The organism is Mesorhizobium prunaredense (assembly GCF_900156895.1).
GTDB lineage: Bacteria > Pseudomonadota > Alphaproteobacteria > Rhizobiales > Rhizobiaceae > Mesorhizobium > Mesorhizobium prunaredense.
This window is the reverse complement of record NZ_FTPD01000024.1, coordinates 24,031-43,980: the sequence shown is the minus strand read 5'-3', so window position 1 is coordinate 43,980 and position 19,950 is coordinate 24,031. Positions and strand designations below refer to the sequence as shown.

The window sequence follows — 19,950 nt, the reverse complement described above, 5'->3', positions numbered from 1 at the left end:
CCGGAGCCGGAACCGGCGGAGCCGCAAGGCGAGAACATCCCGCTCGACGTCCTCTATGAAGACAATGAATTGATCGTCATCGACAAGCCGCCGGGGCTGGTCGTCCATCCCGGCGCCGGCAACTGGACCGGCACGCTGGTCAACGCGCTGATCCACCATTGCGGCGACAGTCTTTCCGGCATCGGCGGTGTGCGGCGGCCGGGCATCGTCCACCGCCTGGACAAGGAGACCAGCGGCGTCATGGTCGTGGCAAAAACCGACCGCGCCCACAAATCATTGTCGGAGGCCTTTGCCGACCATGGCCTGACCGGCGATCTCAAACGCGCCTATCTGGCGCTGGTCTGGGGCATTCCGATGAGACCGACAGGCACGGTCGACGAGCCGCTTGGCCGCGCCGCCGACCGCGTGCGCCGTGCCGTGGTGCCACAGGGCCGCGACGATGCCCGCCACGCCGTCACCCATTTCACGGTGGTCGAGCGCTTTGGCGAGCAGCAAAAGGAGTTTGCCACGGCGAGCCTGGTCGAATGCCGGCTCGAGACCGGGCGCACCCATCAGATCCGCGTCCACATGGCTCATATCGGCCATCCGGTCGTCGGCGATCGCGATTACGGCCAGGCCTTTCGCACCAAGGCGAACCGGCTGCCCGAGCCGCTGAAAGGCCAGGTGAAGGCCTTTCCGCGACAGGCATTGCATGCCCGCCTCCTTGAATTTCGGCATCCGACTACCCATTTACCGATGTGGTTCGAGGCGCCGCTACCGAGCGACATGGAGGAACTTGTGGACGGCTTCCGCAGACTCTGAACCGGCTTCATCCATTCAAAACCAGATCGGCAAAAACCTGACCCGCGTTGTTCACTTTGGCGTGACACACTGTTTCGTGTTGAACCAAATGCTGTCCTTTCTGGTTTTGTTCCTGTATACATCCGCTGTCGCGAACGAGCCTTTGGCGTTCGTGACATATGCCCGCCGCGTTAGGGGGCACCACTCCGAGAGAGGGGGCGCTATCATGGCCCAGTCACTACCCAGTATCGTTTCCGGTGAAGGCGGCCTCAGCCGCTACCTGGAAGAAATCCGTCGCTTTCCGATGCTTCAGCCGCAGGAAGAGTACATGCTCGCCAAGCGTTACGCTGAGCACGAGGACACCACGGCTGCGCACAAGCTCGTCACCAGCCACCTTCGGCTCGTCGCCAAGATCGCCATGGGCTATCGCGGCTACGGCCTGCCGATCGGCGAAGTGATCTCGGAAGGCAATGTCGGCCTGATGCAGGCCGTCAAGAAATTCGAACCGGAGCGCGGCTTCCGGCTCGCCACCTACGCCATGTGGTGGATCAAGGCCTCGATCCAGGAATACATCCTGCGCTCGTGGAGCCTGGTCAAGATGGGCACCACCGCCAACCAGAAGCGCCTGTTCTTCAACCTGCGCAAGGTGAAGGGCAAGATCCAGGCGCTCGACGACGGCGACTTGAAGCCCGAGCAGATCGCCGAGATCGCCACCCGCCTCAACGTGTCGGAAGCGGAAGTGGTGTCGATGAACCGCCGCCTGTCGGGCGACGCCTCGCTCAACGCGCCGATCCGGGCGAGCGAGGGCGAGTCCGGTGAGTGGCAGGACTGGCTGGTCGATGACCACGAAAGCCAGGAAGAGGCGCTGATCGAGCAGGACGAACTGGAAAACCGGCGCGGCATGCTGTCCGGCGCTCTTGCCGTGCTCAACGAGCGCGAGCGGCGCATCTTCGAGGCGCGCCGCCTGGCCGAGGAGCCGCTGACGCTGGAAGAGCTGTCGGCCGAGTTCGACATCAGCCGCGAGCGCGTGCGCCAGATCGAGGTGCGCGCCTTCGAGAAGGTGCAGGACGCGGTCAAGGCCGCAGCCAAGCGCCAGATGCAGGCGTTGCGCACCATCGAGGCGCAGCCGGCGGCGTAAACCTCCGGCGGAAACAAATAGCGGCGGCGTCAGGTAACTGGCGCCGCCTTTTTTATGGTCCACCGACTGCCGGGAACTGTCCCTTGGGTTGCCGGTTCCGCCGCGCCTTTGCGAACGCCCGATCCGTCGCCATAACGGCTCAATCATCGGTGTGATCAGCCTGGCCGGCTCATAGCGGCATTATAGCAATTTTCCCCAAGCCCTGGGAACCGCAACGCTGCAAATTGTGGCGGCAATGTTCCGGCGCCGACGCGGGCTTCCGTCGCGAAATTTCACGAGGCGGCGCTTGCTGCAAGCGGGCGCGACCATGGGCCGTCGGGGCTGCGCTGGGCAGTTGAGCTCGCCTATTTGGAAACCAAAGGCAGTATGACGATGACGATTTCTCCGTTTCTCACCGCTCTCGGGTCCGTAGGTCCCCCAGCCGACCGAGCGAAAGACATGAACCTGTATGGATGGCTAATTGGAAGCTGGGAAATGGACACGGTCCACTACCGCGATGACGGCACAATCCAGAAATGGGATGGAGAATGCCATTTTGGCTGGGTGCTCGAAGGCCGCGCGATTCAGGACGTCTGGATCAGGCCCAAGCGCCCTGCGCCATCCACGATGTATGGCACGACTTTGCGCATCTTTGATCCTGGGATCGATGGCTGGCACATCATATGGAACGACCCGCTCAACCGAGATCACTCGCGCCAGATCGGGCGGGCCGAGGGTAAGGACATTGTCCAACTCGGCACTGATTCGCGCGGTCTGAAAACTCAATGGCGTTTCACCGAGATCACTGCCAACAGCTTCCATTGGATCGGCGAGGAACGATCTTCCGAGAGCGACCCTTGGCAAATCACGTATGAACATTTAGTCCGCCGAACAAAACCCTGAAGCTAGACTGGCTGGCGTCTGCGCTGCCCCTCATCCGGCTGCCGCCACCTCCTCCCCGTATAGGGACGGGGAGAAGAGGCCCGGCAGGGCGATGAGGGGCGGCGCCGAGATTGCAGAAGTTGGACCCGCGCCCCTCAAAGGCAATCCAGCGGAAATTTCAAATAGCGGCGGCCGTTGGGCTCCGGTTCCGGCAAGCGCCCGCCATTCATGTTGACCTGCAGCGCGTGCAGGATCAGCCTCGGCATCGGCAGCGTCCTGTCGCGCGCCTCGCGCAACGCTACGAAATCGGCCTCCGTCCTACAGGCGGCAACATGGGTGTTCTTGGATTTTTGTTCCGCGACCGTGCTCTCCCACAAGGGCTCGCGCCCCTCCGCCTGGTAGTCATGACCGACGAAAAGGCGTGTCTCGTCCGGCAGCGCGAGGATATTTTGGATCGAGCGCCAGAGTTGCGCGGCACTGCCGCCGGGAAAGTCCGCTCTCGCCGTGCCGCTGTCCGGCATGAACAGCGTATCGTGGATGAAAGCGGCGTCGCCGATCACATAGGTGATCGAGGCCAGCGTGTGTCCCGGCGAAAAAAGCACCTTTGCCGGAATGCCGCCGACCGTAAAGGTCTCGCCGTCGGCAAACAGCCTGTGCCACTGGGATCCGTCGGCAGGAAACCCCGGCCAGTTGTAGATTGCCTTCCACAGTTTCTGGACGTCGACGACCTTCTCGCCGATCGCCGTGGGCGCTCCTGTCTTCGTGCTGAGATAGTGTGCCGCGGAGAAATGGTCGGCATGCGGGTGGGTGTCGAGGATCCATTCGACAACCAGCCGTTGATCTCTAATGAAGTCGAGCAGGGCGTCGGCATTTTTCGTGGCAGTGGCCCCGGACTTCTCGTCGAAATCCAGGACCGGATCGATGATTGCGCATCGTCGCGTCTGCGGGTCGGCAACGACATACTGGATGGACCCGCTCGGCTTGTCGTAAAAGCCTGCCACCTGCAGCTTGGCCGATGATGCGTCCAATCCCGGCTCCCTCAGCTCCCACCCGGCAGGAATGGTTTTCCCTGCCGGGGTAAAAGAAGAGCATGGTCATTCGCCAGCGCCACGCCGTCAAGCACCGCATGCTTCGCCGAGGCAAAAAAGCCGAAAATCCTTCCGTGCCGCCCTGGCCCCTCAGGCGGAGGGCTGCTTGGTCTTCCGGAGATACGGCAGGATCGTCTCGAAGGCGCCGAAACGCTTGACCGCATCCTCGTTGGAAACGGCGGCGGTGATGATGACGTCCTCGCCCTGCTTCCAGTTCGCCGGCGTCGCCACCTGGTGCTTGGCGGTCAGCTGGATGGAATCGATCGCACGCAGGATCTCATCGAAGTTACGGCCGGTCGTCATCGGATAGGTGAGAACCAGCTTGATCTTCTTGTCGGGGCCGATGACATAAACTGAACGCACCGTCGCGTTGTCGGCGGGCGTGCGCCCTTCCGAGGTTTCGCCGGCGCCCGCCGGCAGCATCTCGTAAAGCTTGGCGACCTTGAGGTCCTTGTCGCCGATCAGCGGGTAGTTCACCGATTGGCCGGTCGCCTTCTTGATATCGTCCTGCCATTTGCCATGGCTTTCGACCGGATCGACGGAAATGCCGATGATCTTGACGTTGCGCTTCTTGAACTCACCTTCCAGCCCGGCCATCGTGCCGAGCTCGGTCGTGCAGACCGGCGTGAAATTCTTCGGGTGGCTGAAAAGCACCGCCCAGCCGTCACCGATCCATTCGTGGAAGTTGATCGTCCCTTGCGTGGTTTCGGCCGTGAAATCCGGCGCGGTGTCATTGATACGAAGGCTCATGATGCGTCCCTACCCTGTGATTGCAGCCGGCATTGACCATCCACCGGCCCTGCTTCTGCCTTTCTACCACTGCGGCGTCATCCTTCAAATGCCTGTTGCACCGGCACCGAGGCCGGCGGCGAAAACTTTTCGCCTTTAGTCGTAAACAGCAGCATTCCCGCCCATTGATGCCGTTGCAACAGGGGCGCGATGGCAGTGGAAGTCTAAGCCTTGTTCACCGCCAGCGTCGTCGCCAGATCTTCCATGCGCTGGGCGAGCGCGCCAAGCGCTTGGGTCAGCACGGAATCGTTCTTGTCGGCCTTGGTCAGCGCGTCGTCACGCGTCTTGCGCAGCGTCAGCACTTCGCTTTCCAAGCCCTTGACGCGTTTTTGCAGTTCCGAAAGTTCGTCCATGACCATGATGCCGGCCATTACGGTCAGCCGCTGGTCGCCGATTTCGCCGAATGAGTCTTTCAGATGCGAGACATAGCGGTCGAAGCGCTCGGCAAGGTCGATCAGATGCTCTTCCTGGCCCTCGTCGCAAGCCATGCGATACTGCTTGCCATCGATGGAAACCGTGACTTGTGCCATTGGGCCAGCCCCTATCTATCCAACACGGCGCGGATGGTTTCCATGGCGGTCACCAGCCGACGCGACACTTCCTTGTTGGCGTCTTCCAGCCGTTCGGCGCGCGCTTCGGAATTGTCGAGTTCCTGCGCCAGCCGCGAGCGGTCGGCGTTCATGCGCTGCACCTCCGCCTCGGCTTCCGTATAGTCGCGCTCGTGCTCGAGCTTGGCCGCGACGGCGTTTTCCAGCCCCTCGATGGCCTTACCCAGCCTGGCAATGACTTCCTTGAGTGTCGTTTCCCCGGTCATGGCTTTCGTCCTGCGCCCTGCCCATCACCGAATCATCCACGTTCAGAACGCGTTATGTCTGAAACATTACGCGCCGTGTGAAGCCAACGTCAATAAAGCTCTCGCGACTGTCCCCTGCTAACGCTAATTTAGGCCACCAAAGCCCTTCCGGCGCCATCGCAAGACCGGCAAAAGCGCCGGTTTAATGACCAACAAGATCGGCAAAAGCGCGCCGGTTTGTTGACTAAAAAGCCGCGCCTGCTATGTGTCGCGCACCCCTTTCCAGGGCTCTCCCAAGGCCCGCCCCCCTCACACTGGAGGAAGCATGACCTCGCGCGAACAACATGACCGGATGGCCAATGCGATCCGTTTTCTTTCCATGGACGCCGTCGAGAAGGCCCAGTCCGGGCACCCCGGCCTGCCCATGGGCTGCGCCGACATCGCCACCGTGCTGTTCACGCGTTTCCTGAAATACGATGCGAAGAGCCCGCATTGGCCCGATCGCGACCGCTTCATCCTGTCGGCCGGCCACGGTTCGATGCTGCTCTATTCGCTGCTCTATCTGACCGGCTACGAGGACATCACCCTCGACCAGATCAAGCATTTTCGCCAGGTGGGATCGAGGACGGCGGGCCATCCCGAATATGGCCATGCCGCCGGCATCGAGACGACGACCGGCCCGCTCGGCCAGGGGCTTGCCAATTCGGTCGGCTTCGCGCTCGGCGAGCGCATCATGAATGCCGCCTTCGGCAACGACCTCGTCGACCACTACACCTATGTGCTGGCCGGTGACGGCTGTCTGATGGAGGGCGTTTCCCAGGAAGCCATCGCGCTTGCCGGACATCTCAAGCTGAACAAGCTGATCGTCTTTTGGGACAACAACAACATCTCGATCGACGGCCCGGTTTCACTGGCCGACAACACCGATCAGGTCGCCCGCTTCCAGGCGTCCGGCTGGAACGCCAGCCACATCGACGGCCAGGATCCGGAGGCGATCGCCTATGCCATCGAGGCGGCGCGCCATTCCGACAAACCGACGATGATCGCCTGCAAGACGACGATCGGCTTCGGCGCGCCGACCAAGGCCGGCACCAACAAGGCACACGGTTCGCCGCTCGGCGCCGAGGAAATCGCCGGCGCCAGAAAATTCTTCGGTTGGGATTATCCGCCTTTCGAACTTCCTGCCGATATCCTCGATGCCTGGCGCGACGCCGGCAAGACCGGCGTCAAGGCACGCACCGACTGGGAAGGCCGCCTTGCCGGGGCCGACGCCCAATTGCGCAGCGAATTCGAGCGCCGCATCAGTGGCACGCTGCCGGCGAATTTCGACGCCGTCATCACCGACTACAAGAAGAAGCTCAGCACGGACAAACCGAAGGTCGCCACCCGCAAATCGTCGGAAATGGCGCTCGAGATCATCAACGGCGCCGTGCCGGAAACCATCGGCGGCTCAGCCGACCTGACCGGCTCCAACAACACCAAGACCAGCCAGACCAAGAACATCACGGCAGACGATTACGGCCAGCGCTACGTTCACTACGGCATCCGCGAGCACGGCATGGCCGCCGCGCTCAACGGACTGACGCTGCATGGCGGCCTCATCGCCTATGGCGGCACGTTCATGTGCTTTTCCGACTATGCCCGTCCGTCGATGCGGCTCGCCTCGTTGATGGGCATCCGCTCGATCTTCGTCATGACCCACGATTCCATCGGTCTCGGCGAAGACGGCCCGACCCATCAACCGGTCGAGCATCTGGCCGCACTGCGCGCCATTCCGAACCACAATGTCTTCCGCCCGGCCGACGCGGTCGAGACCGCCGAATGCTGGCAGTTGGCCATCGAACAGGAAAAGACGCCTTCGACGCTGGCGCTGACCCGGCAGAACCTGGCGGCGGTACGCAACGACTTCGTTGCGGAAAACCTTTGTCGCCAGGGCGCCTATGAGTTGGCCGCCGCCAGTGGCGATGCGGCGGTGACGATCTTCGCTTCGGGCTCCGAGGTCGAGATTGCGCTGGCGGCGCGCGAGGCGCTGGAGAAGCACGGCCATCCGACCCGCGTCGTCTCTGTGCCCTGCTTCGAATTGTTCGACAAGCAAAGTGCTGATTACCGCAACAAGACGATCGGCAACGCGCCGATCAAGATCGCCATCGAAGCCGGCATCCGCCAGGGCTGGGATCATTTCATCGGCACCGACGGCATCTTCATCGGCATGACCGGCTTCGGTGCCTCTGGCACGATCGAACAACTCTATCCGCATTTCGGCATCACCGCCGAAGCGACGGTGAAGGCGGCGGAAGCCCGCCTGCACGGCGAGTAAATGCGCTGGTATCCGGCGAAGCCGCACATGGCGGTTTCGCCGGCAGCCGCGACCTAATGGACTTAAATCCAACCCATCGACGGCTGGATTCTTTGCCAGCCCGCCGTTATGAAGCTGCGGACTTGATCTTCGGCCTCCAACTCCCAGGGAGAGAAAAATGACCGTCAGAGTTGCCATCAACGGATTCGGCCGCATCGGCCGCAACATCCTGCGCGCCATCCACGAATCCGGCCGCAAGGACATCGATGTCGTCGCCGTCAACGACCTCGGCCCGGTCGAGACCAATGCGCATCTGCTGCGCTACGACAGCGTGCATGGCCGCTTCCCGCATGAAGTGACGGTCGACGGTGACCAGATCACCGTCGGCAGCGAAAAATTCAAGGTCACCGCCATCAAGGACCCGACGCAGCTGCCGTGGAAGGATCTCGGCATCGATATCGCGCTCGAATGCACCGGCATCTTCACCGCCCGCGACAAGGCCGCCGCGCACCTGACCGCCGGCGCCAAGCGCGTCCTCGTCTCGGCGCCTGCCGAGGGCGCCGATCTCACCGTCGTCTATGGCATCAATCATGACAAACTGACCAAGGACCACATCGTCATCTCGAACGCCTCCTGCACCACCAACTGCCTGGCGCCGCTGGCAGCCGTGCTGCATGAGGCCGTCGGCATCGAGAAGGGCATGATGACGACGATCCACTCCTACACCGGCGACCAGCCGACATTGGACACCATGCACAAGGATCTCTACCGCGCCCGCGCCGCGGCGCTGTCGCAGATCCCGACCTCGACCGGTGCGGCCAAGGCGATCGGCCTGGTGCTGCCCGACCTCAAGGGCAAGCTCGACGGCATCTCCATTCGCGTGCCGACCCCGAACGTCTCGGTCGTCGATTTCAAGTTCATCGCCAAGCGTGCGACCACGGTGCAGGAAATCAACGAAGCGGTGATCGCCGCCTCCAACGGCAAGCTGAAGGGCGTTCTCGCCGTCACCCGTCATCCGAACGTGTCGATCGACTTCAACCACGATCCGCACTCCTCGATCATGGCGCTCGACCAGACCAAGGTCATGGACGGCAATTTCGTTTCGGTGCTGTCCTGGTACGACAATGAATGGGGTTTTTCCAACCGCATGGCCGACACCGCAGTCGCCTTCGGCAAGACCATCGTCTGACCGCAAGAACGATCTTCTTGCGCTTGAATCGCCCGGCCTGTCCGGGCGTTTTCATGAGGGCGCCCAGCGCCCTTTTGGATGCGCAAACGACGCTCCAAGGGTTTGTTTGGCAAGACCCGCGCCTCGAGCGCCAAAACACTCGAAAATCAGCGGCATAGGGCAAAAAACCACCCTCACGCCTTGCACCGGTCATGTCTTCGCCTCACTCTGCCGTAAAGCGAGAGGAACACGAATTCGAGGGCAATTGGCGGATGGAGCATGCGATCTATCTCGTGACGCTGGTCGGCGCCGCACTCGTCGTCGCCGCCGCGTTTTCGAGCCTGATCGCCTTCCGCTTCGGCGCCCCTCTCTTGCTGCTGTTCCTCTGCATTGGCCTGGCCACCGGAACCGACGGCCTCGGCATCCAGTTCGACAATGCGCGGCTGGCTTATTTTGCCGGCTCACTGGCGCTGGCGGTCATCCTGTTCGATTCCGGTTTCGGCACGCCACTCAACGCGTTGCGCCAGGCGGCCGGACCGGCGCTGTCGCTGGCGACCGTCGGCGTCCTTCTGACCACCGGCCTGTTCGGCGCCGTCGCCCATTATCTGCTCGATCTCAGCTGGCTGGAATCCTTCCTGCTCGGGGCCGCTGTCGCCTCGACCGACGCGGCAGCGGTGTTCTTCCTGTTGCGCGCCGGCGAGATCAATTTGCGCGAACGCGTGCGTTCGACGCTCGAGGTGGAATCCGGCACCAATGACCCGATCGCCATCTTCCTGACCATAAGCCTGGTCGAGATCATCGCCGCCAACGCCAGCCCCGAGGCCAGGGTGCTGGTTACCGACCTCGCCCTCGGCTTCCTTCTCAACATGGGGCTTGGCGCCATCGTCGGCATTTTCGGCGGCCTCGCCATCGTTCGCCTCGTCGACCGGCTCAATCTCGACCACGGGCTGCTGCCGATCTTCGTGCTGACGCTGTCGCTGATGGTGTTCGCCGCCGCCGGCGCCATTGGCGGCTCCGGCTTTCTGGCGGTCTATCTCGCCGGCCTCGTTGCCGGCAATTCCGACATCCGCGCCGTCACCATCCTCAAGCGCTTCCAGGACGGCATGTCGTGGCTGGCGCAGATCATCATGTTCTTGATCCTCGGCCTGTTCGCGACGCCCTCGCAATTTCCGGCGATCCTGCTGCCGGCGGTGCTGCTGGGCCTGTTCCTGATATTCGTGGCGCGGCCGATCGCCGTCTGGCTTTGCCTGATGCCGTTTCCTCTGCCGCGCCCGGAAGTCGCCTTCGTCTCATGGGTGGGTCTGCGTGGCGCCGTGTCGATCCTGCTCGCCATCACGCCGCTGCTTGGCGGTCTTGAGAATGGCCGCCTCATCTTCAACACCGCCTTCATCGTGGTGTTGGTGTCGCTGGTCATCCAGGGATGGACCGTCGGACCGCTGGCGCGCCGCCTCGGCCTGATCGTGCCCGCCCGCCTGGGTCCGTTGGACAAGGTCGAGCTCGAATTGCCTGGCTCCGCCCATCACGAGCTGCTCGCCTACCGCGTAGCACCAGGCAGCCCGGTGGCGCGCGGCGAGCGCATCCCGCGCTGGGCGCGGCCGTCGCTGGTGCTGCGCGACGGGCGCTCGATGCGCTTCCAGGACATGGGCAGGCTCGCCGCCGGCGACCATGTCTACATCTTCGTGCCGGATCGCTATCCGGCCCTGCTCGACAAGCTGTTCGCCAGCCGCGCCGTGGTCGATCCCGAGGATGCCGACTTCTTCGGCGCCTTCGCCGTCGATCCGGCGCGCTCCGCCGCGGAACTGGAAGCGGCTTACGCGCCGGGCCTGACCGAGGAGGAACGCAAGCTGACCGTCGGCGACCTGGTGACGGCGCGGCTCGGCGGCCATGCCGAATATGCCGACCGCGTGCTGATTGGTCCGATCGAGCTGATCGTCCGCGACGTCGACGACAAGGGCAAGATCACCGGTCTCGGTCTTTCCCTCGAGCCGACCGCGCCGGTGGCACGGGTGCCGGTGTTCCTGAGTGCCGGCGAGATCGCCGACCGCATCGTTGGCTTTGTGCGCAATTGGCGCAAGCGGACCAAAAAGCAGGGTGCCGAGGCGCCGGCGGACGCGGAACCGGCTCCACAGCCAGTGGTGGGAAAAGCAACCGGCGAGGGCTGACTGCCTGCGACCCGAGGCGTGGATCATATTTTCCGTGAACTCCCATGCAGGTCTTGCATCGTCGTTGATGCGGGGTAAGGTCGCCGCGATTTTTCGCGAAAGGGAACAGCATGGCCGGCTTCAAGACACTGGACGACATCGGCAATATCGACGGCAAACGTGTGCTGGTGCGCGTCGACCTCAACGTTCCCGTCGCCGACGGCAAGGTCACCGATGCCACCCGCATCGAGCGCATCGCGCCGACCATCGCCGAGCTTTCCGGCAAGGGCGCCAAGGTCATCCTGCTTGCCCATTTCGGCCGGCCCAAGGATGGACCTTCGCCCGAATTCTCGCTTGAGCCGATCGCCAAGGCGGCCGCGGAGGTGCTTGGCCGCCCTGTCGGCTTCGCGGCGGATTGCATCGGCGACAAGGCCTCGAGCGCCGTCGCCGCCATGAACAACGGCGACGTGCTGCTGCTCGAAAACACACGCTTCTACAAGGCCGAGGAGAAGAACGACCCGGCCTTCACCGAAAAGCTGGCCGCCAATGGCGACATCTTCGTCAACGACGCCTTTTCCGCCGCCCACCGCGCCCATTCGTCGACGGAAGGGCTTGCGCAGCTGCTGCCGGCCTTCGCCGGCCGTACCATGCAAGCCGAGCTCGACGCGCTGGAAAAGGGCCTCGGCAACCCCGTCCGCCCTGTCGTCGCCATCGTCGGCGGCGCCAAGGTCTCGAGCAAGATCGACCTCCTGATGAATCTGGTGAAGAAGGTCGACGCGCTGGTCATCGGCGGCGGCATGGCCAACACCTTCCTCGCCGCGCGCGGCACCGCCGTCGGGAAATCGCTGTGCGAGCATGATCTCGCCAACACCGCCAAGCAGATCATGATCGAGGCGGCCGAAGCCGGCTGCGCCGTCATCCTGCCGGTCGACGGTGTCGTCGCCAGGGAATTCAAGGCGGGCGCCGCCAGCGAAACCGTCGCCATAGCGGAGGTGCCGGCCGACGCCATGATCCTCGATGTCGGCGAAAAGACCGTGAAGGCCGTTGCCGACTGGATCGACCGCGCCGCGACGCTGGTCTGGAACGGCCCGCTCGGCGCCTTCGAGATCGAGCCGTTCGACCGGGCGACAGTGGCGGCGGCCAGGCACGCCGCGGCCCGCACCAAGGCCGGCAAATTGATCTCGGTGGCAGGTGGCGGCGACACGGTGGCCGCCCTCAACCATGCCGGCGTCGCCGACGACTTCACCTATGTCTCGACCGCCGGCGGCGCCTTCCTGGAATGGATGGAGGGCAAGCCGCTGCCCGGTGTCGACGTGCTGAAGCACTGAGGCCCTGGGCAACAGGCGAACGAGCGCGTTTGCGCGTTTCAATCGATTCGAGCTTTCCGCTCGGACTGGTTCGACTTGAACCTGCTTTGCTCTAGTGGTCTGCTAGCCCGGATATTTCACACTGTTGGAACAACCGGTTCAGGAGGATGCACAATGAGCGAACGTCTCGAGGACATTGCCGCTGCGATGGTGGCCAACGGCAAGGGTCTTTTGGCCGCCGACGAGAGTTCCGGCACCATCAAGAAGCGCTTCGACGTGATCGGCGTCGAATCGACCGCCGACAGCCGCCGCGACTATCGCGAGATGATGTTCCGCGCCAAGGAGGCGATGAGCAGATACATCTCCGGCGTGATCCTCTATGACGAGACCATTCGCCAGAAAGCCGCCGACGGCACGCCGCTGGTCGACATCATCAAGACGACGGGCGCCATTCCAGGCATCAAGGTCGATGCCGGCGCCAAGCCTCTGGCCGGGTACCCCGGCGACACCATCACCGAAGGCCTCGACGGCCTGCGCGAGCGGCTCGCCGACTATTACAAGCTCGGCGCCCGTTTCGCCAAATGGCGTGCGGTGATCGACATCGACGTCGCCAGGGGCGTGCCTTCCGCCACGTCGATCGGCTCGAACGCCCATGCGCTGGCCCGCTATGCGGCGCTCTGCCAGGAGGCCGGCATCGTGCCGATCGTCGAGCCGGAGGTGCTGATGGACGGCGCCCACGACATCGGCACCTGCTACGAGATCAGCAAGGCAACGCTGACGAAACTCTACACCGAGCTCTACGCCGCCCGCGTCGTCCTCGAAGGCACCATCCTGAAGCCGAACATGGTTCTCGCCGGCAAGAAGTCCGGCAACACCAGCAGCCCCGAAGAAGTCGCCGAAAAAACCATAAAACTGTTCCGCGAAACGGTGCCGGCAGCGATTGGCGGCATCGCCTTTCTCTCCGGCGGACAATCGGACGAGGAGGCGACCGCCAACCTCAACGCCATCAACGCCATCGGCCCGCATCCATGGAAGCTGACCTTCTCCTATGGCCGCGCCTTGCAGGCGGCGCCGCAGAAGGCCTGGGGCGGCAAGGCGGCCAACGTCGCCGCTGCCCAGGCAGCCTTCGCCCACCGCGCCCACATGAACCACCTGGCAGCGCTTGGCAAATGGCAGCCGGAACTGGAACAGGCCGCCTGACCGGTTTTTCTATCTTTGTCCGAACCCGGGCCATGTGCCCGGGTTCCCTCTTCACCAAAATGCCAAAAAAAGCGACGCCGGTGTCGGCTTGCGTTGAGCCCGAACGTCCTTGGGGCAAACGAGGAGCAGGCTGATGCCAAACAACAAGATCGTTTCACAGCAAGACTGGTTCCAGGCGCACAAGGCGCATCTGGCCCGTGAAAAGGAATTGACGCGTTTTCGCGACCGCATCGCTGCCGAACGGCGGGAATTGCCTTGGCTGAAGATGCGGAAGGACTATGTCTTTGAGACCGAACAGGGCCCGCAGAAACTGGCCGACCTGTTCGGAGGCGCGAGCCAGCTGATCGTCTACCACTTCATGTTCGGGCCTGGCGCCGACTACCGTTGCGAAGGCTGTTCCTTCCTTGCCGATCACATCGACGGCGCCAACCAGCACCTCAAGCACCATGATGTGTCGCTGGTCGTGATCTCGCGGGCGCCGCTGGCCGAATTTCTGCCCTACAAACAGCGCATGGGCTGGAACTTCGACTGGGTGTCGTCCTACGCCTCGGACTTCAACTTCGACATGCAGGTTTCCTTCACCGACAAGCAGATCGCATCCGGCGACACGACCTACAATTTCGAGCAGCGCGCGTTGAAATCGAAGGACCTTCCCGGCATCAGCGTGTTCTACAGGGATGAGAACGGCGACATCTTCCTGACCTTCATGTCGCGCTCCAGGGGCGGCGATCCGCTGATCGGCGCCTATCACTATCTCGACCTGACGCCGAAGGGCCGCAACGAGACCGGTCCCTACCACAGCCTGATGGACTGGGTGCGGCTGCACGATGAATATGCGGGCAGGCACGAAATGCAAGACGCCTGCTGCCATTGACGACGGACCGTCGACGCAAGGTCTTTCGTCTTTGGCCCGATCTGCGCTAAGTGCTGCTCGACGGACTTGCCGCTTTAACGGTTTGCGATGCAGCGCTTTCTTGCCCTCCTCACCTGGCTCGCCTTTCCGGTCTATGTCTGGCAGGGGCTCGGCGTGCGCCGCCGCACCAGCCGCATGCTGCCGGCGCAAGGTCCGGTCATGCACGAGATTTCGGGCCAGGCGCCGGCGATCTCGCTGCTGATGCTTGGCGATTCTTCCGCCGCATCGGTCGGCATCGGCAATTCCGAATACGGGCTGGCCGCGCAACTGGCCGAGCTGATCTCGAAACGCACCGGCCGCGCGGTGCGCTGGCGGGCAGCCGGCTTCAACTCGGCGACCTCAGGCCAGATCCGCGATCATGTGCTGCCCAATCTGTCGGCCGATCCGTGGACGCATATCGTGCTCGCCATCGGCACCAACGACACCAAGAACTTTCACTCGGTGCCACGCTTCAAGAGCGATTTTGGCGGCCTGCTCTACGCGCTGCGCGCCAAATGGCCGGAGGCGCGCGTCGTGTGGTCGCCGGTGCTGGAATTCACCCGCGCACCGGCAATGCCGCCGCTGCTCGGAAAGATCCTTGAAATCCGCGCCGCCGAGATGAACCGGATGGGCGAGCGCCTTTGCCTCGAACGCGGCGCTGTGCCGGCGCCGCGCCTGCCGATCACCAATGCCGAAGCCGGTTTTGCCTCCGACGGATTTCATGCCTCGGAAGCCGGCTACCGGGCCTGGGCGGAACATCTGGTCGATTTGGTGCTGGCCAACGAACCACGCCTCGCGTAGCGGGCCGCCAGCCCTAATGCATGTCGCGCAAAAGTGTGCAGCGGTCTTGCGATAACGACATGCATAAACAACAACCTAAAGCGCGTCGCGTGAGGTCGGTCGAACGCGACGCGCTTTAGGTCCAATGGCCCAGCGCCGCTGTTATCGAAATTGCCGCCATCGCCAGCACCGCCAGCTTCCAAAAATCGCTGCGCCGCTTCAGCCCCGGCCAGCCGAGCGGCTTGATCAGCTGGATGACCATCATGGCAATGATAACGAGCGCGAGGAGTTTCGACATGCCGCTTTTGACTAGCGCATCGGCCCGCAAATCGAAATCGATTTTCGGAAAGCACGATGCGTAGAGTCAATGCTGCTGGAGCATCCTTTGCGCCTCCAAGGGGCACGCGGCGCTCCAGCATCACGGTCGGCTGTCAAAGTGCTCCTTTCGCTGGCTCACGGGAGCACTATGCCAGCGGTTTGAGGCCGGCCTCGATCGCAGCCCGTTTCGGTTCGAGGAACGGTGGCAAGGCCAGCCTTTCGCCCAGCGTTTCCAGCGGCTCGTCGGCCGTGAACCCTGGGCCGTCGGTGGCAATCTCGAACAATATGCCGTTCGGCTCACGGAAGTAGAGCGAGCGGAAGTAGTATCGCTCGACCTCACCGCTTGACGGCAGGCGGAACTCGGCCAGCCGCGCCGTCCATTGATGCAAGATCTCCTGGTCCGGCGCCCTGAATGCCACGTGGTGGACCGCACCGGCGCCCTGCCGTGCCGGCGCAAGGCCCGGCTGCACGGCGACATGAAGCTCCGCCGCCGGGCCGCCTTCTCCCATCTCGAAGACGTGAACCTGGCCCTGACCATCCGGCGAGGCATAGTCCCGCGCCTTGCGCATGTTCATCACCCTGGTCAGCACGGTTTCAGTGTTGGTGATGTCGGGAACGCTGATGACGATAGGCCCGAGCCCGCGTATCTGGTGCTCGATTGGGACCGGGCTTTGCACCCAGGGGTGACTGTCGCCCTTGCCGCCATCGCTGACGAGACGCAGGCGCTGGCCTTCCGGGTCTTCGAAGTCCAGCGACGGGTAGCCGCCGATATCGCCGATCTCTCCCGTCGCGACGGTCTCGCCGGACAGGTACTGCTTCCACCAGGCAAGGCTTTCAGGGCTGGCGACCCTCAGGCTGGTCCGCACGATGCTGTTGGTGCCGCGCCGCTCGCGTCCGACCGGCCAATCGAAGAAGGTAAGATCGGTGCCAGGCGTCGCCACGGCGTCGGCATAGAAAAGGTGATAGGCCGACGTGTCGTCCTGATTGACCGTCTTCTTGACCAGTCGCAGGCCCAGGGTCCTGGTGTAGAAACGAAGGTTTCCGGGTGCATTGGCCGTGATTGCGGTCAGATGGTGAATTCCTGTCAGTTGCAGGCTCATTGTCATCTCCCTGATCTCTGGAAAATTCTCTCCTTCAATACCAGAACCCCGGCCCTATCGCTGCTGCGGATTCCGACGCTCCGTCGTTGGCAAATGAAAGACTTGATCCCGGCGACGAGAAAGCCTGCTTCTCTCGGGCAGACGGAGCGGAACCGGCAAAACCTGGCACGCTCACCAAAAACCGCTCAGCCTCCTGACAGACTGCTGTCAGGAGGGGTGTGAGATAGTGTCTCCATCGAAAGAGAGGAGACCAGCTATGAACGGTTTTACCATTCTGCGTAGCGTGCAGCACTATGTCGGCAAGATCCGGACGATGCGCAACGAGATCCGCACCCGGCGTTTCATGAACGAGTTGCCGCAGAGCATCCGCAAGGACATCGGTTGGCCGGATAATTATGAAGGCCGCCACGGCCGCGGCCATTGAGGCGATTTTTTCGCAGCAGCAGTTGGATGCGGACGCCAAGGCGCCCAGATAAATAGGTCCGGCGGACCGAAAGACGGAGCAGGAAATGTCCGAACAGAAAACCATCGGCGTTCTTTTTATCGATCGCTTCGCCGACTGGGAATATGGGCTGCTGGCGGCTTCGGCGGTCGAATGGTTCGGTGCACGCGCGGTGTCGCTGACCCCGAACGGCAAGCCGGTGACCTCGGCCAGCGGATTTGTGCTGACGCCCGACCGCTCCACCGCGGTTGATGAAAACACCGATCTCGACGCCGTCGCGGTCATCGGCTCCGACCAGTGGGTCGATGCTCCGCCTGACATCTCCGCACTGCTGACAGCGATTGCGGCGCGCGGCGGCGTGGTCGGCGGCATCTGCGCCGGCACGCTGGCACTGGCGCGTGCCGGCCTGTTCGACAATGCCAAACACACCAGCAATGGTCGTGACTGGATCAACGAAAAGGAACCGGGCTATCCGGGCGCTCAGAACTATCAGGACGTGCCCTATGCCGTCGCCGACGGTCGCATCGTGTCCGCGCCGGGTTCGGCTCCCGGCACGTTCGCTCTTGCCTATTTGAAGACGCTCTATCCCCAGAGAAGCAGCGATCTCGCTGAGATGCGCACGCTGTTCGCCAAGGAGTATTCTGAAGGGGAATATGCTGAAGCCTCCTGACAGTATGGTGTCAGGAGCAGCGTGCAATAGTGCGATAGTATCAGGAGACAGACATGGCCTTCATCCCTGCAAAAGCTTCGGGCTCTTCGTCTAGGTGACGCATGGTAAGGAGCTGGAACGACAGACTGAACACGCCGGGCATCAACGGTATCAAGCCGACGCCGCGGACTGTTGGCGACGTCATCGAGGGCCAGCCGATGCTGGTGCCGACGGCACGGCAGGTCGATGATTTCATCCGCTCCATTCCAGAGGGCGTGGCCATGGATGTCCGCGCGTTGCGCACCGCGCTCGCCATTGAGCACGGCGCCGAAGTGACATGTCCGGTCACCATCGGCTATCATCTGCGCACTGTCGCCGAGGCCGCCAACGAGGATCTGGAACGCGGCATGACGCTGAGCGACATCGCGCCGTTCTGGCGGGTGCTGGATGCAAAGACGCCTACAACAGGGAAGTTGTCCTTCGGCGCGGCATTCGTCGCCGCGCAGCGCAAGCGCGAAGGGCTGAAATCATAATGCATGTCGCCCAAAAGTGGGACCGGTTTTGGGACAACGACATGCATAAAAATAATGTAAAGGGAACGTACGATGCGCCGCGCCGACAGGCTCTTCCAGATCGTGCAGCATCTGCGCGGTGGCCGTCTGGTCACCGCCCAGAAGCTGGGCACGTGGCTCGAGGTTTCCGAGCGAACCATTTACCGCGACATCGCCGACCTGCAGTCGACCGGCGTGCCGATCGACGGCGAGGCCGGCGTCGGCTACATGATGAGGGAGGGTTTCGACCTTCCGCCGCTGATGTTCACGCGTGACGAGATCGTCGCGCTGGTCGCCGGTGCCCGCATGGTGCGCGCGTTTGGCGGCGCTGCCATGGCGCGGGCCGCCGACGAGGCGCTGGTCAAGATCGGCGCCGTGCTGCCCGACGCCGAAAAGGACCGCATCGCGCGCACCGAGATTCACACGCCGATGTGGGTGGTGAGCGATGCCGCCCGCGAAGCAATCGACCTGATCGAGCGCGCGGTGGAAAAACGCCAGGTGCTAACCATCGACTACTCCGACGAAGCAGGCCGCAGCACCGTGCGCGACATCAGGCCATTGGGCCTGTGGTTCTGGGGCAAGGTGTGGACGCTGGTCGCCTGGTGCGAGATGCGCGACGACTTTCGCGCTTTCCGCATCGACCGCATCGCTTCGGTGGTCATAGCCGGCCGCGTCTTCAAGCCGGAGCGCGGCAAGCAGCTCGCCGATTTTTACCGTGCGGTGGAGCGCAGCGAGGACTACGGCATGGCGCCGGACCGGGCCGCGCGAACTTAGGCGCTCTTACCTTCTCCCCTTGTGGGGCCCGAAGGGCGGGCGAGGCCCGTGACTCGCCCCGGGCGGTGGAGGCGCGCAGCGCCAAGACGGAAGAGGGGTGTTGGACGGAGTGCGTCGGCACCCCTCATCCGGCCGCTTCGCGGCCACCTTCTCCCACAAGGGGAGAAGGAACAGCGCCGCTTCTTACGCCTCGTCGTCCTTATCCTCGTCCTTCGACTTCAGCGCCGAGAGCTTGGCGAAGACGGCGTTGGCGTCGAGTTCCGCATCCTCGTCCTTTGGCTTCTCCGGCGCCGGCACGAGGCGCTCGGTCAATGCCGCCGGCAGCAGCGTGTCGCCGGCAGGCTGCGCCTGCTCGCGGCCACGCGAGGCGCGGTTGACTTCCATGTCGAGGTCGATCTGCGAGGCGAGCCCCAGCGTCACCGGATCCATCGGCTGCAGATTGGCTGAGTTCCAGTGCTTCCTGTCGCGGATCTGGTCGATCGTCGACTTGGTGGTGCCGACGAGGCGCGCGATCTGCGCGTCCTTCAACTCGGGATGGTTGCGCACCAGCCACAGGATGGCGTTGGGCCGGTCCTGGCGCTTCGACAGCGGCGTGTAGCGCGGCCCCTTGCGCTTGGATTCCGGCACCCGCACCTTGGGGTCGGACAGCTTCAGCCGATGGTTCGGATCCTTCTCGGCGCGTGCGATCTCGTCGCGGCTCAGCTGGCCGGTCATGATCGGGTCCATACCTTTGATGCCTTGCGCCGATTCGCCGTCGGCGATCGCCTTGACCTCGAGCGGATGCAGCCCGCAGAACTGCGCGATCTGCTCGAACGACAGCGCGGTGTTGTCGACCAGCCAGACGGCGGTCGCCTTGGGCATCAGCAGCGTATTGGCCATTGCA

At 63.2% G+C, this 19,950-nt stretch carries 21 protein-coding genes; 14 read left to right on the top strand and 7 right to left on the bottom strand.

Going from position 1 to position 19,950, the window contains the following annotated elements:
- The 3 genes from BQ8794_RS20465 to BQ8794_RS20455 form a co-directional block, all read left to right on the top strand.
- The coding region (locus BQ8794_RS20465) for an RluA family pseudouridine synthase (protein WP_077380503.1) at nt 1-801 on the top strand (801 nt) is incomplete at its 5' end.
- 205 nt (nt 802-1,006) lie between these two features.
- Nucleotides 1,007-1,918 carry an RNA polymerase sigma factor RpoH gene (gene rpoH / locus BQ8794_RS20460; protein ID WP_023797074.1) on the top strand — a complete coding sequence of 304 codons (912 nt, stop codon included), beginning with the start codon at nt 1,007-1,009 and terminating at the stop codon, nt 1,916-1,918.
- A gap of 474 nt (nt 1,919-2,392) precedes the next feature.
- Nucleotides 2,393-2,800 carry a hypothetical protein gene (locus tag BQ8794_RS20455; protein ID WP_244555039.1) on the top strand — a complete coding sequence of 136 codons (408 nt, stop codon included), beginning with the start codon at nt 2,393-2,395 and terminating at the stop codon, nt 2,798-2,800.
- 134 nt (nt 2,801-2,934) lie between these two features.
- Here the strand turns inward: BQ8794_RS20455 and BQ8794_RS20450 are convergent, their stop codons facing one another.
- From BQ8794_RS20450 to BQ8794_RS20435, 4 genes are all read right to left on the bottom strand, one after another.
- On the bottom strand, nt 2,935-3,807 hold the full coding sequence (locus tag BQ8794_RS20450; protein ID WP_077380502.1) for an MBL fold metallo-hydrolase: 873 nt from the start codon (nt 3,805-3,807) through the stop codon (nt 2,935-2,937).
- Between the two features lie 150 nt (nt 3,808-3,957).
- Entirely contained in the window at nt 3,958-4,617 is a 660-nt protein-coding gene (locus BQ8794_RS20445; protein WP_077380501.1) for a peroxiredoxin, read from the bottom strand.
- 203 nt (nt 4,618-4,820) lie between these two features.
- The gene (locus BQ8794_RS20440) at nt 4,821-5,186 is read right to left on the bottom strand and encodes a cell division protein ZapA (RefSeq protein WP_077380500.1); all 366 of its coding nucleotides are present in this window, start codon (nt 5,184-5,186) and stop codon (nt 4,821-4,823) included.
- Nucleotides 5,187-5,197: 11 nt separating this feature from the next.
- Nucleotides 5,198-5,470, bottom strand: a complete 273-nt coding sequence (locus BQ8794_RS20435; RefSeq protein WP_023797069.1) for a DUF4164 domain-containing protein — start codon at nt 5,468-5,470, stop codon at nt 5,198-5,200.
- A gap of 304 nt (nt 5,471-5,774) precedes the next feature.
- Between BQ8794_RS20435 and tkt the strand changes: the two genes are divergently transcribed.
- The 7 genes from tkt (at nt 5,775) to BQ8794_RS20400 (ending at nt 15,254) form a co-directional block, all read left to right on the top strand.
- Nucleotides 5,775-7,766, top strand: coding sequence for a transketolase (gene tkt, locus BQ8794_RS20430; RefSeq protein ID WP_077380499.1), 1,992 nt, complete (start codon nt 5,775-5,777; stop codon nt 7,764-7,766).
- Nucleotides 7,767-7,923: 157 nt separating this feature from the next.
- Nucleotides 7,924-8,934 (top strand): type I glyceraldehyde-3-phosphate dehydrogenase, encoded by a 1,011-nt coding sequence (gene gap, locus BQ8794_RS20425; RefSeq protein WP_077380498.1) that lies wholly within the window; start codon nt 7,924-7,926, stop codon nt 8,932-8,934.
- A 251-nt stretch (nt 8,935-9,185) separates the two neighbouring features.
- Complete coding sequence (locus tag BQ8794_RS20420; RefSeq protein WP_077380497.1) at nt 9,186-11,075, top strand: potassium/proton antiporter; 1,890 nt, start codon at nt 9,186-9,188, stop codon at nt 11,073-11,075.
- Nucleotides 11,076-11,185: 110 nt separating this feature from the next.
- Nucleotides 11,186-12,382, top strand: a complete 1,197-nt coding sequence (locus tag BQ8794_RS20415; protein WP_077380496.1) for a phosphoglycerate kinase — start codon at nt 11,186-11,188, stop codon at nt 12,380-12,382.
- 153 nt (nt 12,383-12,535) lie between these two features.
- A complete protein-coding gene (locus BQ8794_RS20410) occupies nt 12,536-13,561 on the top strand; it encodes a class I fructose-bisphosphate aldolase (RefSeq protein ID WP_077380495.1) in 1,026 nt (341 codons plus the stop codon).
- A gap of 133 nt (nt 13,562-13,694) precedes the next feature.
- A complete protein-coding gene (locus tag BQ8794_RS20405; RefSeq protein WP_077380494.1) occupies nt 13,695-14,435 on the top strand; it encodes a DUF899 domain-containing protein in 741 nt (246 codons plus the stop codon).
- A gap of 87 nt (nt 14,436-14,522) precedes the next feature.
- Nucleotides 14,523-15,254, top strand: coding sequence for an SGNH/GDSL hydrolase family protein (locus BQ8794_RS20400; RefSeq protein ID WP_077380493.1), 732 nt, complete (start codon nt 14,523-14,525; stop codon nt 15,252-15,254).
- A 115-nt stretch (nt 15,255-15,369) separates the two neighbouring features.
- Here BQ8794_RS20400 and BQ8794_RS20390 read toward each other — a convergent pair whose 3' ends face one another.
- Both BQ8794_RS20390 and BQ8794_RS20385 read right to left on the bottom strand, forming a co-directional pair.
- Entirely contained in the window at nt 15,370-15,531 is a 162-nt protein-coding gene (locus BQ8794_RS20390; protein WP_077380491.1) for a hypothetical protein, read from the bottom strand.
- 166 nt (nt 15,532-15,697) lie between these two features.
- Nucleotides 15,698-16,651, bottom strand: coding sequence for a ring-cleaving dioxygenase (locus BQ8794_RS20385; protein ID WP_077380490.1), 954 nt, complete (start codon nt 16,649-16,651; stop codon nt 15,698-15,700).
- Nucleotides 16,652-16,907: 256 nt separating this feature from the next.
- Here BQ8794_RS20385 and BQ8794_RS20380 point away from each other — a divergent pair, with 256 nt between their 5' ends.
- The 4 genes from BQ8794_RS20380 to BQ8794_RS20360 all read left to right on the top strand — a co-directional run bounded on the left by BQ8794_RS20380 (nt 16,908) and on the right by BQ8794_RS20360 (nt 19,067).
- Nucleotides 16,908-17,075 (top strand): hypothetical protein, encoded by a 168-nt coding sequence (locus tag BQ8794_RS20380; RefSeq protein ID WP_077380489.1) that lies wholly within the window; start codon nt 16,908-16,910, stop codon nt 17,073-17,075.
- Between the two features lie 85 nt (nt 17,076-17,160).
- Nucleotides 17,161-17,763 carry a DJ-1/PfpI family protein gene (locus BQ8794_RS20375; protein WP_077380488.1) on the top strand — a complete coding sequence of 201 codons (603 nt, stop codon included), beginning with the start codon at nt 17,161-17,163 and terminating at the stop codon, nt 17,761-17,763.
- 101 nt (nt 17,764-17,864) lie between these two features.
- Nucleotides 17,865-18,275: a hypothetical protein gene (locus BQ8794_RS20370; protein WP_077380487.1), complete on the top strand. Its 411-nt coding sequence runs from the start codon at nt 17,865-17,867 to the stop codon at nt 18,273-18,275.
- A 72-nt stretch (nt 18,276-18,347) separates the two neighbouring features.
- Nucleotides 18,348-19,067 carry a helix-turn-helix transcriptional regulator gene (locus BQ8794_RS20360; protein ID WP_023797058.1) on the top strand — a complete coding sequence of 240 codons (720 nt, stop codon included), beginning with the start codon at nt 18,348-18,350 and terminating at the stop codon, nt 19,065-19,067.
- Nucleotides 19,068-19,250: 183 nt separating this feature from the next.
- Here the strand turns inward: BQ8794_RS20360 and BQ8794_RS20355 are convergent, their stop codons facing one another.
- A complete protein-coding gene (locus BQ8794_RS20355) occupies nt 19,251-19,946 on the bottom strand; it encodes a DUF1013 domain-containing protein (RefSeq protein ID WP_077380486.1) in 696 nt (231 codons plus the stop codon).
- Nucleotides 19,947-19,950: the final 4 nt, after the last annotated feature.

What these genes read in the sequence shown, in the direction of transcription:
- rpoH (WP_023797074.1), top strand. Translation starts at nt 1,007, where the DNA reads ATGGCCCAGTCACTACCCAGTATCGTTTCCGGTGAAGGCGGCCTCAGC.
- BQ8794_RS20455 (WP_244555039.1), top strand. Translation starts at nt 2,393, where the DNA reads ATGGACACGGTCCACTACCGCGATGACGGCACAATCCAGAAATGGGAT.
- BQ8794_RS20445 (WP_077380501.1), bottom strand. Translation starts at nt 4,617, where the DNA reads ATGAGCCTTCGTATCAATGACACCGCGCCGGATTTCACGGCCGAAACC.
- BQ8794_RS20440 (WP_077380500.1), bottom strand. Translation starts at nt 5,186, where the DNA reads ATGGCACAAGTCACGGTTTCCATCGATGGCAAGCAGTATCGCATGGCT.
- BQ8794_RS20435 (WP_023797069.1), bottom strand. Translation starts at nt 5,470, where the DNA reads ATGACCGGGGAAACGACACTCAAGGAAGTCATTGCCAGGCTGGGTAAG.
- tkt (WP_077380499.1), top strand. Translation starts at nt 5,775, where the DNA reads ATGACCTCGCGCGAACAACATGACCGGATGGCCAATGCGATCCGTTTT.
- gap (WP_077380498.1), top strand. Translation starts at nt 7,924, where the DNA reads ATGACCGTCAGAGTTGCCATCAACGGATTCGGCCGCATCGGCCGCAAC.
- BQ8794_RS20420 (WP_077380497.1), top strand. Translation starts at nt 9,186, where the DNA reads ATGGAGCATGCGATCTATCTCGTGACGCTGGTCGGCGCCGCACTCGTC.
- BQ8794_RS20415 (WP_077380496.1), top strand. Translation starts at nt 11,186, where the DNA reads ATGGCCGGCTTCAAGACACTGGACGACATCGGCAATATCGACGGCAAA.
- BQ8794_RS20410 (WP_077380495.1), top strand. Translation starts at nt 12,536, where the DNA reads ATGAGCGAACGTCTCGAGGACATTGCCGCTGCGATGGTGGCCAACGGC.
- BQ8794_RS20405 (WP_077380494.1), top strand. Translation starts at nt 13,695, where the DNA reads ATGCCAAACAACAAGATCGTTTCACAGCAAGACTGGTTCCAGGCGCAC.
- BQ8794_RS20400 (WP_077380493.1), top strand. Translation starts at nt 14,523, where the DNA reads ATGCAGCGCTTTCTTGCCCTCCTCACCTGGCTCGCCTTTCCGGTCTAT.
- BQ8794_RS20390 (WP_077380491.1), bottom strand. Translation starts at nt 15,531, where the DNA reads ATGTCGAAACTCCTCGCGCTCGTTATCATTGCCATGATGGTCATCCAG.
- BQ8794_RS20385 (WP_077380490.1), bottom strand. Translation starts at nt 16,651, where the DNA reads ATGAGCCTGCAACTGACAGGAATTCACCATCTGACCGCAATCACGGCC.
- BQ8794_RS20380 (WP_077380489.1), top strand. Translation starts at nt 16,908, where the DNA reads ATGAACGGTTTTACCATTCTGCGTAGCGTGCAGCACTATGTCGGCAAG.
- BQ8794_RS20375 (WP_077380488.1), top strand. Translation starts at nt 17,161, where the DNA reads ATGTCCGAACAGAAAACCATCGGCGTTCTTTTTATCGATCGCTTCGCC.
- BQ8794_RS20370 (WP_077380487.1), top strand. Translation starts at nt 17,865, where the DNA reads ATGGTAAGGAGCTGGAACGACAGACTGAACACGCCGGGCATCAACGGT.
- BQ8794_RS20360 (WP_023797058.1), top strand. Translation starts at nt 18,348, where the DNA reads ATGCGCCGCGCCGACAGGCTCTTCCAGATCGTGCAGCATCTGCGCGGT.
- BQ8794_RS20355 (WP_077380486.1), bottom strand. Translation starts at nt 19,946, where the DNA reads ATGGCCAATACGCTGCTGATGCCCAAGGCGACCGCCGTCTGGCTGGTC.